Below are 12,540 nucleotides of genomic sequence, written 5' to 3'. Positions count from 1 at the left end.
CTGACGCCTTCGCGAGCAGGCTCGCTCCCACAGGGGACCGCGATCCAATGTGGGAGCGAGCCTGCTCGCGAATGGCGCGACTCGGTATCAGATCAAGCCGCAAAACCCGGCAACACCGGCACCGGCCGCTTGTCATCATCAATGGCAACGAAGCTGAACTGGCCATGAATCGCCTTCTCGCGGCCATCACAGCTCATGCTTTCAACAAACACTTCCACCTCGACCTTGAGGCTGGTGTTGCCGACCTTGATCACCTTCCCGACCAACTCGACGATGGAACCGGCCGGGATCGCGTGATTGAAATCGATGCGATCAGTGGACACGGTCACCAGTGGCAAGCGGCAGAAGCGTGTGGCGGTGATGAACGACACTTCGTCCATCCATGCCAGCGCAGTGCCGCCGAACAGGGTGTTGTGGTGGTTGGTGGTCGGCGGGAAGACAGCCTTGGTCACGCGGGTCACCGAGAGTTCGGTACGGCGTTGGATTTCCTGGTCGCGGGGGGTCATGTCGGACAGCTCGTAAACAGTGGATCGCGGATCGAAAGCAAGGTCAAAAGATCGTCTGATCGCAGCCCGAGCCTTCGGCAGCTCCTACAAAGGGGGGAATTTCGGGCAACAAAAAAGCAGCCCGTAGGCTGCTTTTTTCTGCATCGGAAGCTGGACTTAAGCCAGTTTTTCCTTGATGCGAGCTGCTTTACCCGACAGGTCGCGCAGGTAGTACAGCTTGGCTTTACGTACGTCACCGCGACGTTTAACAGCCATGCTGTCGATCTGCGGGGAGTAGGTCTGGAAAGTACGTTCTACGCCAACACCGTTGGAGATTTTACGAACGGTGAACGCACTGTTCACGCCGCGGTTACGCTTGGCGATTACAACGCCTTCGAACGCTTGCAGACGGGAACGATCGCCTTCCTTCACTTTCACCTGAACGACAATAGTGTCGCCTGGGGCGAAGGTAGGGATTTCTTTGGTCATCTGCTCTGCTTCGAGTGCAAGGATGATTTTGTTGGTCATGCTGTGCTCCTAAGGTAAATCGTTCGATCTACCATCGATACGTTGTTAACTATCGTCCCGCTCGCGGATGTATTCCTCGAGCAGCTTCTTCTCTTCTCCAGAAAGCGAGCGGCTTTCCAGAAGATCGGCGCGTCGTTCAAAGGTCCTACCAAGGGACTGCTGTAAACGCCAACGCCGGATATGCGCGTGATTGCCACTCAGCAACACGTCGGGAACACGCTGATCCGCATACACCTCAGGTCGGGTGTAGTGCGGGCAATCCAGCAGACCATCCGTAAAGGAATCTTCCTCAGCGGAATCCGCATGCCCTAAAGCTCCAGGCAGCAGTCGTGTAACCGCATCGATCAGGACCATCGCCGGCAGCTCGCCGCCAGACAGTACATAGTCGCCAATCGACCACTCTTCATCGACATGAGCCTCAATAAAGCGCTCGTCAATGCCTTCATAGCGGCCGGCAATCAGGATCAATGCATCCGATTGTGCCAGCTCGCGTACCGCCGACTGAGTCAGTTGACGGCCTTGGGGGGACAGGTAAATCACCTTCGCCGCCTCCCCGGCTGCTGCCTTGGCCTGAACCAGAGCATCTTCCAGGGGCTTGATCTTCATCACCATGCCCGGACCACCGCCAAACGGGCGATCGTCCACAGTGTGATGCCGATCCGTCGTGTAATCTCGCGGATTCCAACAGGTCAGCTGCAAGAGCCCCTGTTTGACCGCACGACTGGTGATGCCGTAGTCGCCGATGGCGGAAAACATCTCGGGAAACAAACTGATCACTTCTACGCGCAAATTAGCCACGTTTAGAAGTCCGCATCCCAATCCACCTTCATCTCGCCCGCTGCGAGGTCGACGGCCAACACGCATTGCTCCGTATAGGGCAACAGGCGTTCGCGATCATCCAGGCTGCCAGCGCAAGGCTTGACGACCATTACATCATTGGCGCCGGTTTCCAGAAGATGATCGATTTTCCCGAGCAATTGCCCAAGGGTATCGATGACCTTCAGACCTTCCAGCTGGTACCAGTAGTACTCACCGTCGGTCAATTCAGCGAACAGATTGCGCGGCACGCAGATCTCATAACCGGCCAGAAGACGAGCTTCTTCACGATCATCGAGACCCTTGAGCTTCGCGACCAGGAACTTGTCGCTCCCGCGTCCACTGACCAGCTCGACCTGTTTCACATTGCCTTCGCGCTTGAGCGTCCAGGTTTTGTACTGCAACAGGTTTTCAGTCGGATCAGTAAAGGAATAAACCTTCACTTCGCCGCGAACGCCATGAACAGAATAAATTTTGCCAATAACGATCAAATCATCGGCAACAGCAGGCGTCGCGTTCATATTGCTCAGGCCGCAGCCTTGGCAGATTCCTTCAACAACTGAGCAACGCGCTCAGAAGGTTGTGCACCAACGCTCAGCCAGTAGGCTACGCGCTCTTGGTTCACGGACAGACGGGTTTCCTGACCACGGGCAACAGGGTTGAAGAAGCCAACCTGTTCTTTGTGGGAGCCGTCACGCGGGTTACGCGAGTCGGTTACGGTCAGGTGGTAAAACGGGCGCTTTTTGGAGCCGCCAAGGGCAAGACGGATTGTTAGCATGTGAACATCGTTCCTGTAGTCGGTGCTGCAAATCTAAATGCACAGCGGGCATGGGTGCCCGAAAGGCCGCATATTCTAAGGAATATCCGGACTTTTGCAAATGACTTTTTCCGGCGCCTATGGCATGCCGTGCGGATTTGCATATAGAGCCGTCGATGAAAACGGCCAGTCAGCTCCCGCCGAGTGCGGGTTTGCTGTTGATCCTGCATCCTTGCAGGGTCTGCGCCGGTGCGACGACCGGCGAAGTCTTAGTGTCCTGCCTCACCCATTTCGCTCACTTTTGGCGAGCAGAATGGGCGAGACGGGACACCTCACATTTTTGGCATGCCGCCGCCGGGCAACATACCGCCCATGCCGCGCATCATTTTCGCCATACCGCCCTTGGCGGAGAATTTCTTCATCATCTTCTGCATCTGCTTGTGCTGCTTGATCAAGCGACCGATGTCCTGCACCTGAGTGCCGGAACCCATGGCGATCCGACGCTTGCGCGAACCACTGATCAGCTCAGGGTCGCGGCGCTCGGCCGGGGTCATGGAATTGATGATGGCTTCCATCTGTTTGAATTGTTTCTCTGCGGCGTTCTGGGCATTACCCATCTGCGACAGGTTGACGCCGCCGATGCTCGGCAGTTTGTCCATGAGCCCGCCGAGGCCGCCCATGTTCTTCATTTGTTGCAGCTGATCGCGGAAGTCTTCGAGGTCGAAGCCCTTGCCCTTCTTCAGCTTCTTGGCCAGTTTGTCGGCCTTGTCCTTGTCGAGGGTCGCTTCGGCCTGTTCGATCAGGCTGAGCACATCGCCCATGCCGAGGATCCGCGAAGCGATACGCTCAGGGTGGAACGGGTCGAGCGCTTCGCTCTTCTCGCCCATACCGATGAACTTGATCGGCTTGCCGGTGATGGCGCGCACCGACAGTGCAGCACCGCCACGGGCATCGCCGTCGACCTTGGTCAGGATCACACCGGTCAGCGGCAGTGCATCACCGAAGGCCTTGGCCGTGTTGGCCGCGTCCTGACCGGTCATGGCGTCAACCACAAACAGGGTTTCGACCGGGTTGATCGCGGCGTGCAGCGCCTTGATCTCGCCCATCATCTCTTCGTCGATGTGCAGACGACCGGCGGTGTCGACGATGACCACGTCGATGAATTTCAGTTTTGCTTCTTTAATAGCGGCGGTGGCGATGTCCACCGGTTTCTGGCTCAGGTCGGACGGAAAGAACGTCACGCCGATGTCGTTGGCCAGGGTTTCCAGCTGTTTAATAGCTGCCGGGCGGTAAACGTCCGCCGACACGACCATGACCGACTTTTTCTTGCGCTCTTTAAGGAAGCGCGCCAGTTTGCCGGCGGTGGTGGTTTTACCCGCACCTTGCAGACCGGCCATCAGAATCACGGCGGGCGGCACTGCGCTCAGGTTCAGATCTTCGTTGGCCGCGCCCATCAGGCTTTCGAGTTCAGCCTGGACGATCTTCACGAACGCCTGGCCCGGCGTCAGGCTGCGCGACACCTCGGTGCCGACAGCGCGCTCCTTGACCGAATTGACGAAGTCCTTGACCACCGGCAGGGCGACGTCGGCTTCGAGCAACGCCATGCGCACTTCACGCAGGGTGTCTTTGATGTTGTCCTCGGTCAGCTTCGCTTTGCCGGTGACATGGCGCAGCGTCTGCGAGAGACGGTCGGTTAAGTTTTCAAACATTGCGCGATCCTTTCAGGCCCTGTGTAGACCGGGATAATGGCGGCCCAGACCGGAATCAACATGTGCTCGGCGAGCCTGCGGCGTGGGCAGGTCGCGGATTATAGCGAAGACTGCGGCTGGCGGACACCTCGCTGTCAGCTTCCTGAGTCTTTCGTGCCATGGCGGTTCTATGCCAAACTCAGCCCCTTTCGGGCTTGCCTAACAGGATTTATGCTCCCCTTGTCACCCAGTTTATTGACCACCCTCGCCGCCGCCCTTCTATATGCCGCTGCGACCCTTTATCAGAGCACCCGTCTGGCCACCGGCGCCAAGGCGAACAAGCGCCTGCTGGTTACCCTCGGCGTTTTCGCCGTCGTGGCCCACGCTGCCAGCCTGCTCACGCATTTGCTGACGCCGATCGGTCTGGGCCTGGACTTCTTCAGCGCCTCCAGCCTGATCGCCGCAGCGGTGATCGCCTTGACGCTGATCGCCTGCTCGCGCATTCCGGTGGAAAACCTGCTGGTGCTGCTGTTCCCGCTCGGTGCGGTCACGGTGCTGCTGGCGCAGTTCGCGCCGACCGGCACTGTGCAGATCATCGATGAAGAGCCGGGTATCCTCGCGCACATTCTGTTGTCGATCCTCGCCTACGGCATGTTCACCATCGCGGTGTTCCAGGCCTTGCTGCTGCTGGTGCAAGACCACCAGCTCAAGCACAAGCATCCGTCCGGGCTGATCAAGAACTTCCCGCCGCTGCAAACCATGGAAAGCCTGCTGTTCGGCTTCCTCTGGGCCGGCTGGACACTGCTGTCGCTGTCGCTGATTTCCGGCTGGCTGTTCGTCGAGAACCTGTTCGCTCAGCATCTGGTGCACAAGACCCTGCTGGCGTGCCTGGCCTGGATCGTCTTCAGCGTACTGCTCTGGGGCCGTAATCGTCTCGGCTGGCGCGGTCACAAGGCGATTCGCTGGACTCTCGCCGGTTTCTGTCTGCTGATGTTGGCGTATTTCGGCAGCAAACTGGTTCGTGAATACATCCTGCACATCTGACGGGCGGCATAAATGGACGCTTTGCCCATAGGGCCGATGCTCGCGGTATTTGTCCTGCTGATTTTATGGTCAGGGCTGTTTACCGCCGTCGAAATCGCGCAGCAACACCTGCTCGCGCAACGCACCGCCTCGCGCGCCAGCGATAAACCGCTGGCGAAGCTGAGCTTCCCGCTCGACAGCCTGATTCTCTGCAATACCCTTTGCCGCGCCCTCGCCGTGATCATCGCGACGCTGCTGGCGATCTTCCTCTGCGAAGAAAACGGCCCGTGGGCGGCGTGCCTCGGTGCCGGCGCAATTCTGCTGGTGTTTGCCGATTACTTCCCGCGTACCGTCGCCCAGCGTTATCCCGATGCCGTACTGGCGTTCGGCAACACCTTGCTGGCGGTGCCACTGAAGATTGTCTATCCGTTTGCCTGGCTGTTCAGCCGTACCAGCGGTTTGCTGATGACTCCATTTGCGCGCAAGGTTCAGGTCGTGCAGCAAAGCGAAGATGACTCGCCTGCCGATCGCTACGACGATCTAGAACACCCGGTCCGGGCACACCCGGTTTCCGGCATTCATGCGTTGGACAACATCACGGTCAACGACATCCTGGTGCCGCGCAGTGACGTCGACGGCATCAACCTCGACGATTCTCTCGAAGAGATCATTGAGCAACTGCGTCACAACAAACGTACGCGCCTGCCGGTATTTCACAGCGACATCAATCAGGTTGAAGCGGTGCTCAATACCCGGCAGATCCGCCATCTGCTGAGCAACGGAGATCTGACGCTCGAAGCCTTGCTGGCCGCCAGTTACGAGCCGTACTTCGTGCCGGAAAGCACGCCGCTGCAACTGCAACTGCTGAACTTCCACAAGCAACAACGCCGCCTCGGCATGGTGGTCGACGAGTACGGCGAAGTGCTTGGCATCGTCACTCTGGAAGACATTCTCGAAGAAATAGTCGGCGAGTTTGAAAGCGAGCACAGCCTGGATAATCCGCATATTCATCCGCAGGGCGATGGCCGCATGGTGATTGACGGTGCCGCGTCGATCCGCGAGCTGAACAAGTGCCTGGGTTGGCATTTGCCGAGCGATGGGCCGAAAACCCTGAACGGGCTGGTGACTGAAGCACTGGAGACGATTCCCGAGAGTGCGGTTTGCTTGAAGATCGGGCGCTATCGGCTGGAGATTCTCGAGACCGAGGAGAACCGGGTGAGCAAGGTGCTGATTTGGCATACCTCGTCTGTGCCTGCTTTGCTGCCTGCCCGATAAATCAAAAGATCGCAGCCTGCGGCAGCTCCTACAGGGGAACGCATTTCAAATGTAGGAGCTGCCGCAGGCTGCGATCTTTGCTCTTGTTTGATCGTTAGCCCCCTTCCTATAATCGAGGCGCTTACCCAAGCCCCGCCGAACCTCGTGCTTACCCCGCACCTGACAGGTTTCGGCCATTTCTGCATTACACCGGCGACTGTTCCTACCTGAAACAGCGACCGCACCTCATCCCACATCCCTGGGTGCTCGACCATAATAATTCGCTCCAACGGAGCTCATGACTGTCAGGGATCACCGCATGACGACCAGTACCGCTTATAGCGACACCGCGCCTGCCCAACCGACGAATTCCGCTACCCGCGTGGCGACGGCGAGTTTTATCGGCACCGCGATCGAGTTCTACGACTTCTATGTTTACGCCACGGCCGCCGCGCTGGTGATCGGGCCGGTGTTCTTTCCGCAGACGTCGGGCACGGCGCAGATGCTATCGGCGTTTCTTACCTTTGGTATCGCATTTCTGGCGCGACCGCTGGGCTCGGCGTTGTTCGGCCATTTTGGTGACCGTATCGGGCGCAAATCGACGCTGGTGGCCTCGCTGCTGTTGATGGGCGTGTGTACGACGCTGATTGGCGTGCTGCCGGGATACGCCACCATCGGGGCCTGGGCGCCGATTCTGTTATGTGTGCTGCGCTTCGGTCAGGGCTTGGGATTGGGTGGCGAATGGGGCGGTGCCGCCCTGCTCGCCACGGAAAACGCGCCGAAAGGCAAACGTGCCTGGTTTGGCATGTTCCCGCAGCTCGGCCCTTCGATTGGTTTTCTCGCGGCCAACGGTTTGTTCCTGACGCTGGCCATGACCCTTGATGACGAGCAGTTCCGCAGCTGGGGCTGGAGGATTCCGTTCCTGCTCAGTGCCGCGCTGGTGATGGTCGGTCTGTACGTGCGGTTGAAGCTGCACGAAACGCCGGTGTTCGCCAACGCTATCGCCCGCCAGGAACGGGTAAAGGTGCCGCTGGTCGAGCTGTTCAGCCAGTATTGGGCACCGACGCTGCTGGGCGCGGCGGCGATGGTGGTGTGCTATGCGCTGTTCTATATCTCGACGGTGTTTTCCCTGAGCTACGGCGTTTCCACGCTCGGCTATAGCCGCGAAACGTTTCTTGGCTTGCTGTGCTTTGCCGTGTTGTTCATGGCCGCTGCGACGCCGCTGTCGGCTTGGGCGAGCGACCGTTATGGGCGCAAACCGGTGCTGATCATCGGTGGCGTGCTGGCGGTTCTTTCCGGTTTTCTGATGGAGCCGTTGCTGACTCAGGGTTCGACTTGGGGCGTGGCGCTGTTTCTGTGCATCGAGCTGTTCTTGATGGGCGTGACGTTTGCGCCAATGGGGGCACTGTTGCCTGAGCTGTTTCCGACCCATGTGCGTTATACCGGCGCGTCGGCGGCGTATAACCTGGGCGGCATTGTCGGGGCCTCGGCGGCGCCGTTCTTTGCCCAGAAACTGGTGGCGATGGGTGGTTTGAGTTATGTCGGCGGGTATGTGTCGGCGGCGGCGGTGCTGAGTTTGATTGCGGTGCTGTGCCTGAAGGAAACGAAGAATAACGACCTGAATCAGATTGCCTGACAGAAGATCAAAAGCTTCGCGAGCAGGCTCGCTCCCACAGGGTTTTAGGGTTGGTCACAGATTCTGTGTTAACCCAATCCCATGTGGGAGCGAGCCTGCTCGCGAATGTCGCAACTCGGTTTAGAGTTCTACGACAACAGCCTGAGCAGCGCGGGTCGCCTTGGCACGGGCAGCCTCGATCGACTCATCCCGCGCCAGCGCCACACCCATGCGACGCTGACCATTCACTTCTGGCTTACCAAACAGACGCAACGCCGTGTCCGGCTCGCTCAGCGCAGCGCCGAGGTTGGCGAATGCGGTCTGAGTCGACTGCCCTTCCACCAGAATCACCGCCGAAGCCGATGGCCCGAACTGACGAATCAGCGGCACCGGCAGGCCCAGAATTGCCCGGGCGTGCAGAGCGAACTGCGACAGATCCTGGGAAATCAGCGTCACCAGACCGGTGTCATGCGGGCGCGGCGAAACTTCGCTGAACCACACCTGATCACCCTTGATGAACAGCTCAACGCCAAACAGACCACGGCCGCCCAGCGCTTCAGTCACCGCTTTGGCAACGCGCTCGGATTCAGCCAGAGCAATCGGGCTCATGGCTTGTGGCTGCCAGGATTCCTGATAGTCGCCCTTCTCCTGACGGTGACCGACCGGCGCGCAGAACGTGGTGCCGCCGATGTGGCGCACAGTCAGCAGGGTGATTTCATAGTCGAAATCGATAAAGCCTTCGATGATCACCCGACCTTTGCCGGCGCGACCGCCCTCCTGCGCGTAATCCCAGGCTTTCTGCACGTCATCGACGCTGCGCAGCAGGCTCTGACCTTTACCCGACGAACTCATCACCGGTTTGACGACGCAGGGGAAGCCCAGGTCCTCAACGGCCTTGCTGTAGTCCTCGAAGGTGTCGGCAAAGTGGTAAGGCGAGGTCGGCAGGTCCAGCTCTTCGGCGGCCAGACGACGGATGCCTTCGCGGTTCATGGTCAGTTGCGCAGCACGCGCGGTCGGGATCACGGTGAAGCCTTCGGCTTCCAGCTCAACCAGAGTGGCAGTGGCGATGGCTTCGATTTCCGGCACGATAAAGTGCGGCTTCTCGGCTTCGATCACTGCGCGCAGAGCGGCGCCGTCGAGCATGTTGATCACGTGGCTGCGATGCGCAACTTGCATGGCCGGCGCGTTGGCGTAACGGTCGACAGCGATCACTTCAACGCCCAGGCGTTGCAGTTCGATCACCACTTCCTTGCCCAACTCACCACAGCCACACAGCAATACGCGGGTCGCGGTTGGCGACAATGGAGTTCCGATACGGGTCATCTCAGGTCCTCAAAGAAGCGGATCATCGAGGAAAGCAACGCCAGACGCGCTTTCCATGGGGAGAAAGCGCGGCATTTTACATGAACCCGAGGGTTTGGCTTCAGCCGGCGACGGCCTGTTTGCGATCGCGCCAGGCCATGATCAGCCAGACGGCGGTAACCCCGGCGAATTTCGACAGCAAAGCGGTGATGATCACCGGTGGCGTCAGCAAGTCGATCATGCCGAAGAAGATGAAAGTATCGAGGGGAATGCTCAGCGCCGAACTGATCCACAAGCGGTCGCGCAAAGGTCGCTTGGTGATGCTGAACACCAGCCAGTCGATGCACTCGGAGACCGCGAACGCCGTGGCACTGGCCAGCGCGATGGAGGGATCGGAGGTGACGTAGGACAGCACCAGCGCCGCCAGCATTGCCACGATGGCGCCGTGGCCGAAACGGGTTTGCACCATATCGCGCAGCACGAAGACCAAGCCGCCCCAGGCCGACCAGATGATGTCCAGGTGTGGCGCGGTGGAGAAGGCGAAGTTGATCAGCACGACGCTGCTGATGTAGGCGATGAGGAAAATCATGGAGGCGACCTGGCAGATTGGCGCACAGATTACTGGACCGGCAGATCAAGAGCCACCCCCTCACCCCAGCCCTCTCCCCCAAGGGGGGCGAGGGGGAAAGGGAGCAGATCTTCGTTGAATCGAATCCCGAGTTCGACTGGAGAACGCAGGCCGGTACGGACCGAACAATCAACCCGGTCATTCCCTCCCCCTTCAAACGAAGGGAAGGGAGCCTGTTGGGGGCCTTTCAAATCTTGAGGCCGACTCGACATGTCAGGTCGGCGTATAGCGAAAGACACTTCGGTCAGTCCCCTCTCCCCCTGGGAGAGGGCTAGGGTGAGGGCACTCTCAAGCCGATCACGACTTCGAAGGGATCATCCACACCAACCCACTCGCCTTCGCTCGCTCATGACACAACCCCAACACCACACGGCGCTCGTCATTGCTCATACGGCCCCAGCGGGTGATCTCCTCGACCGTACGCTGGCAGCCGGTGCAGATGTCAGCCTCATCCAGCGCACAAATATTCACGCACGGCGAGGCGACCGGTCTTTCGGGCGTGCTCATTCTTCCTGCTCAACCAGATCGCGCGCATAACGCTGTGAGTTATGCACATAGTGCGCGGCGCTGGCTTCGAGCATCTTCTTCTGCGCCTCGGTCAGCTCACGCACGACCTTGCCCGGCGAGCCCATCACCAGCGAGCCGTCAGGAATTTCCTTGCCTTCGCCGATCAGCGAGTTGGCGCCGATGATGCAGTTCTTGCCGATCTTCGCGCCGTTGAGAATCACCGCATTAATACCGATCAAGCTGTAATCACCGACCGTGCAGCCGTGGAGCATGGCGTTATGGCCGATGGTCACGCCGGTGCCAATGGTCAGTGGAAAGCCCATGTCGGTGTGCATCACTGTGCCGTCCTGCACGTTGCTGTTCTTGCCAATCAGGATCAGCTCGTTGTCGCCGCGCAGCACGGCGTTGAACCAGACGTTCGCACCCTCTTCGAGTTTGACCTTGCCCACCAGCACGGCATTGGGGGCGACCCAGCTCTGTGGATGGGTCTCGACACGGGCGTCGCCCAAGCGGTATTTCATCTTGTTTCCCTCAGGGCTCACGGTGAATGACCGTTCGGACGACGGCTTCAGGTATTGATAAAGCTTTTGGGTGGCTCATGCAGGCTGATTTTCGCGTCATAGAGCAGGTTGATCAACTCTACGATCATGATCGCCGTCAGCCCCCAGATCTTGTATTCACCAAATCGATAACTCGGTACGTACCAGCTGCGACCCTGATAGTCGATGCGGTGAGTGTGTTCGCGCGGGTCTTTGCGGAAGAACTCCAGCGGCACACTGAACACGGCTGCGATTTCGGCATCATTGGCACGGTACTCGACAAAATCGGGAATGACGCCGACATACGGTGTGACCTTGATGCCGTGCAGGGAAATCAGGGGGCTGAGTGGACCAATGACTTCTACCAGGCCCGGCGGCAGGCCGATTTCTTCTTCGGCCTCACGTAGCGCGGTAAAGATCAGGTCCGGGTCTTCCGGATCGCGGCGGCCGCCGGGGAAGGCAACTTCGCCACCGTGGGTCGAAAGCCCGCTGGCGCGCAGGGTCAGTACCAGTTCCGGCTCGTCACTGCGGGTGATCGGCACCAGAACGGCGGCCTCGGGGAAACGTGTGTCGGTCTCCAGCGTGCGCGGTGTGTGGTTGCTTACCCTATGCAGTAGCTCGTCCAGCATGAGTGTTCTCGATCAGTGCCTTACCCCGCATCATGCACCAATCAATGCGAGCGCCCAAGCCCCCGAAACCCGTCGTGTCGCGAAACGACAACTTGCCGACCGGCACCGCTGCACGCCAAGATAGGCGCAGCATTCAGGAAGCCCAGCATGAAATTTTGCAGCCACTGCGGTAACCCGGTCACCCAGCGCATTCCCGAAGGCGATTCGCGGCTGCGATTTGTCTGTGACAGCTGTCAGACCATTCACTATCAGAACCCCAATATCGTCGCCGGCTGCGTGCCGACCTGGGGCACCAAAGTGTTGCTCTGCCGTCGTGCCATCGAGCCGCGCCTCGGTTACTGGACATTGCCCGCCGGTTTCATGGAGAACGGCGAAACGATCGAGCAGGCCGTCGTGCGTGAAACTGCCGAAGAAGCCTGCGCCCGTGTGCGCAATCTGAGCATCTACACATTGATCGATGTGCCGCACATCAGTCAGGTGCATGTGTTCTTCCGTGCCGAACTGGTCGATCTGGACTTTGCCGCCGGCCCCGAGAGCCTTGAAGTGCAACTATTCGACGAAGCCGACATTCCCTGGGACGAGCTGGCTTTCCGCACAGTGGGGCGTACCTTAGAATGCTTCTTCGCTGATCGGCGCGTCGAGACGTATCCTGTGCGTTCGGAATCGATTCCGCCGTTGGTGCAGCCGGTGATTGTCGGTTAGAAGATCAAAAGATCGCAGCCTGCGGCAGCTCCTACACAAAACCTGTTTGCTTCACTCCTTGGGGAAT

15 protein-coding genes are annotated in these 12,540 nt (G+C 59.2%); 4 read left to right on the top strand and 11 right to left on the bottom strand.

From position 1 onward, the window contains the following. Positions 1-92 precede the first annotated feature (92 nt). The 6 genes from M5G26_RS01150 to ffh all read right to left on the bottom strand — a co-directional run bounded on the left by M5G26_RS01150 (position 93) and on the right by ffh (position 4,295). On the bottom strand, positions 93-506 hold the full coding sequence (locus tag M5G26_RS01150) for an acyl-CoA thioesterase (protein WP_093436815.1): 414 nt from the start codon (positions 504-506) through the stop codon (positions 93-95). A gap of 156 nt (positions 507-662) precedes the next feature. Continuing rightward, positions 663-1,013 carry a 50S ribosomal protein L19 gene (rplS, locus tag M5G26_RS01145; protein ID WP_003175895.1) on the bottom strand — a complete coding sequence of 117 codons (351 nt, stop codon included), beginning with the start codon at positions 1,011-1,013 and terminating at the stop codon, positions 663-665. A 45-nt stretch (positions 1,014-1,058) separates the two neighbouring features. Next, positions 1,059-1,811, bottom strand: coding sequence for a tRNA (guanosine(37)-N1)-methyltransferase TrmD (gene trmD / locus M5G26_RS01140; RefSeq protein WP_008081628.1), 753 nt, complete (start codon positions 1,809-1,811; stop codon positions 1,059-1,061). A gap of 2 nt (positions 1,812-1,813) precedes the next feature. Beyond that, positions 1,814-2,350: a ribosome maturation factor RimM gene (rimM, locus tag M5G26_RS01135; protein WP_034154824.1), complete on the bottom strand. Its 537-nt coding sequence runs from the start codon at positions 2,348-2,350 to the stop codon at positions 1,814-1,816. Between the two features lie 5 nt (positions 2,351-2,355). Beyond that, positions 2,356-2,607 carry a 30S ribosomal protein S16 gene (gene rpsP / locus M5G26_RS01130; RefSeq protein WP_016986371.1) on the bottom strand — a complete coding sequence of 84 codons (252 nt, stop codon included), beginning with the start codon at positions 2,605-2,607 and terminating at the stop codon, positions 2,356-2,358. 311 nt (positions 2,608-2,918) lie between these two features. After that, complete coding sequence (gene ffh / locus M5G26_RS01125; RefSeq protein ID WP_007908988.1) at positions 2,919-4,295, bottom strand: signal recognition particle protein; 1,377 nt, start codon at positions 4,293-4,295, stop codon at positions 2,919-2,921. A 210-nt stretch (positions 4,296-4,505) separates the two neighbouring features. On the opposite strand from ffh, the gene M5G26_RS01120 reads away from it, so the two are divergent. The 3 genes from M5G26_RS01120 (at position 4,506) to M5G26_RS01110 (ending at position 8,187) form a co-directional block, all read left to right on the top strand. Continuing rightward, entirely contained in the window at positions 4,506-5,318 is an 813-nt protein-coding gene (locus M5G26_RS01120; protein ID WP_137219473.1) for a cytochrome C assembly family protein, read from the top strand. Positions 5,319-5,330: 12 nt separating this feature from the next. Beyond that, a complete protein-coding gene (locus M5G26_RS01115; protein ID WP_273914244.1) occupies positions 5,331-6,572 on the top strand; it encodes a transporter associated domain-containing protein in 1,242 nt (413 codons plus the stop codon). A 298-nt stretch (positions 6,573-6,870) separates the two neighbouring features. Continuing rightward, entirely contained in the window at positions 6,871-8,187 is a 1,317-nt protein-coding gene (locus M5G26_RS01110; protein WP_150691936.1) for an MFS transporter, read from the top strand. Between the two features lie 120 nt (positions 8,188-8,307). Here M5G26_RS01110 and purT read toward each other — a convergent pair whose 3' ends face one another. The 5 genes from purT to M5G26_RS01085 all read right to left on the bottom strand — a co-directional run bounded on the left by purT (position 8,308) and on the right by M5G26_RS01085 (position 11,771). Next, positions 8,308-9,489: a formate-dependent phosphoribosylglycinamide formyltransferase gene (gene purT, locus M5G26_RS01105; protein ID WP_016986367.1), complete on the bottom strand. Its 1,182-nt coding sequence runs from the start codon at positions 9,487-9,489 to the stop codon at positions 8,308-8,310. A 100-nt stretch (positions 9,490-9,589) separates the two neighbouring features. Next, positions 9,590-10,057, bottom strand: coding sequence for a VUT family protein (locus M5G26_RS01100; RefSeq protein ID WP_038357729.1), 468 nt, complete (start codon positions 10,055-10,057; stop codon positions 9,590-9,592). Between the two features lie 336 nt (positions 10,058-10,393). Next, positions 10,394-10,603, bottom strand: coding sequence for a DUF1289 domain-containing protein (locus M5G26_RS01095; protein ID WP_273914242.1), 210 nt, complete (start codon positions 10,601-10,603; stop codon positions 10,394-10,396). Next, positions 10,600-11,124 (bottom strand): gamma carbonic anhydrase family protein, encoded by a 525-nt coding sequence (locus M5G26_RS01090; RefSeq protein WP_134174792.1) that lies wholly within the window; start codon positions 11,122-11,124, stop codon positions 10,600-10,602. Before M5G26_RS01090 ends, M5G26_RS01095 begins: the two co-directional genes overlap by 4 nt. 47 nt (positions 11,125-11,171) lie before the next feature. Continuing rightward, complete coding sequence (locus M5G26_RS01085) at positions 11,172-11,771, bottom strand: CoA pyrophosphatase (RefSeq protein WP_034154815.1); 600 nt, start codon at positions 11,769-11,771, stop codon at positions 11,172-11,174. 147 nt (positions 11,772-11,918) lie between these two features. Here M5G26_RS01085 and M5G26_RS01080 point away from each other — a divergent pair, with 147 nt between their 5' ends. Next, positions 11,919-12,473 (top strand): NUDIX hydrolase, encoded by a 555-nt coding sequence (locus tag M5G26_RS01080; protein WP_273914241.1) that lies wholly within the window; start codon positions 11,919-11,921, stop codon positions 12,471-12,473. Positions 12,474-12,540: the final 67 nt, after the last annotated feature.

The sequence above is a fragment of the Pseudomonas sp. TNT2022 ID642 genome, assembly GCF_028656995.1.
Classification (GTDB): Bacteria; Pseudomonadota; Gammaproteobacteria; order Pseudomonadales; family Pseudomonadaceae; genus Aquipseudomonas.
The sequence above is the reverse complement of the archived record's forward strand: the minus strand, read 5'-3'. Positions and strand labels throughout refer to the sequence as shown.

Excerpts from the sequence above, each read along its gene's own strand:
- M5G26_RS01150 (WP_093436815.1), bottom strand. The coding sequence starts at position 506 with ATGACCCCCCGCGACCAGGAAATCCAACGCCGTACCGAACTCTCGGTG.
- rplS (WP_003175895.1), bottom strand. The coding sequence starts at position 1,013 with ATGACCAACAAAATCATCCTTGCACTCGAAGCAGAGCAGATGACCAAA.
- rimM (WP_034154824.1), bottom strand. The coding sequence starts at position 2,350 with ATGAACGCGACGCCTGCTGTTGCCGATGATTTGATCGTTATTGGCAAA.
- rpsP (WP_016986371.1), bottom strand. The coding sequence starts at position 2,607 with ATGCTAACAATCCGTCTTGCCCTTGGCGGCTCCAAAAAGCGCCCGTTT.
- ffh (WP_007908988.1), bottom strand. The coding sequence starts at position 4,295 with ATGTTTGAAAACTTAACCGACCGTCTCTCGCAGACGCTGCGCCATGTC.
- M5G26_RS01120 (WP_137219473.1), top strand. The coding sequence starts at position 4,506 with ATGCTCCCCTTGTCACCCAGTTTATTGACCACCCTCGCCGCCGCCCTT.
- M5G26_RS01115 (WP_273914244.1), top strand. The coding sequence starts at position 5,331 with ATGGACGCTTTGCCCATAGGGCCGATGCTCGCGGTATTTGTCCTGCTG.
- M5G26_RS01110 (WP_150691936.1), top strand. The coding sequence starts at position 6,871 with ATGACGACCAGTACCGCTTATAGCGACACCGCGCCTGCCCAACCGACG.
- purT (WP_016986367.1), bottom strand. The coding sequence starts at position 9,489 with ATGACCCGTATCGGAACTCCATTGTCGCCAACCGCGACCCGCGTATTG.
- M5G26_RS01100 (WP_038357729.1), bottom strand. The coding sequence starts at position 10,057 with ATGATTTTCCTCATCGCCTACATCAGCAGCGTCGTGCTGATCAACTTC.
- M5G26_RS01095 (WP_273914242.1), bottom strand. The coding sequence starts at position 10,603 with ATGAGCACGCCCGAAAGACCGGTCGCCTCGCCGTGCGTGAATATTTGT.
- M5G26_RS01090 (WP_134174792.1), bottom strand. The coding sequence starts at position 11,124 with ATGAAATACCGCTTGGGCGACGCCCGTGTCGAGACCCATCCACAGAGC.
- M5G26_RS01085 (WP_034154815.1), bottom strand. The coding sequence starts at position 11,771 with ATGCTGGACGAGCTACTGCATAGGGTAAGCAACCACACACCGCGCACG.
- M5G26_RS01080 (WP_273914241.1), top strand. The coding sequence starts at position 11,919 with ATGAAATTTTGCAGCCACTGCGGTAACCCGGTCACCCAGCGCATTCCC.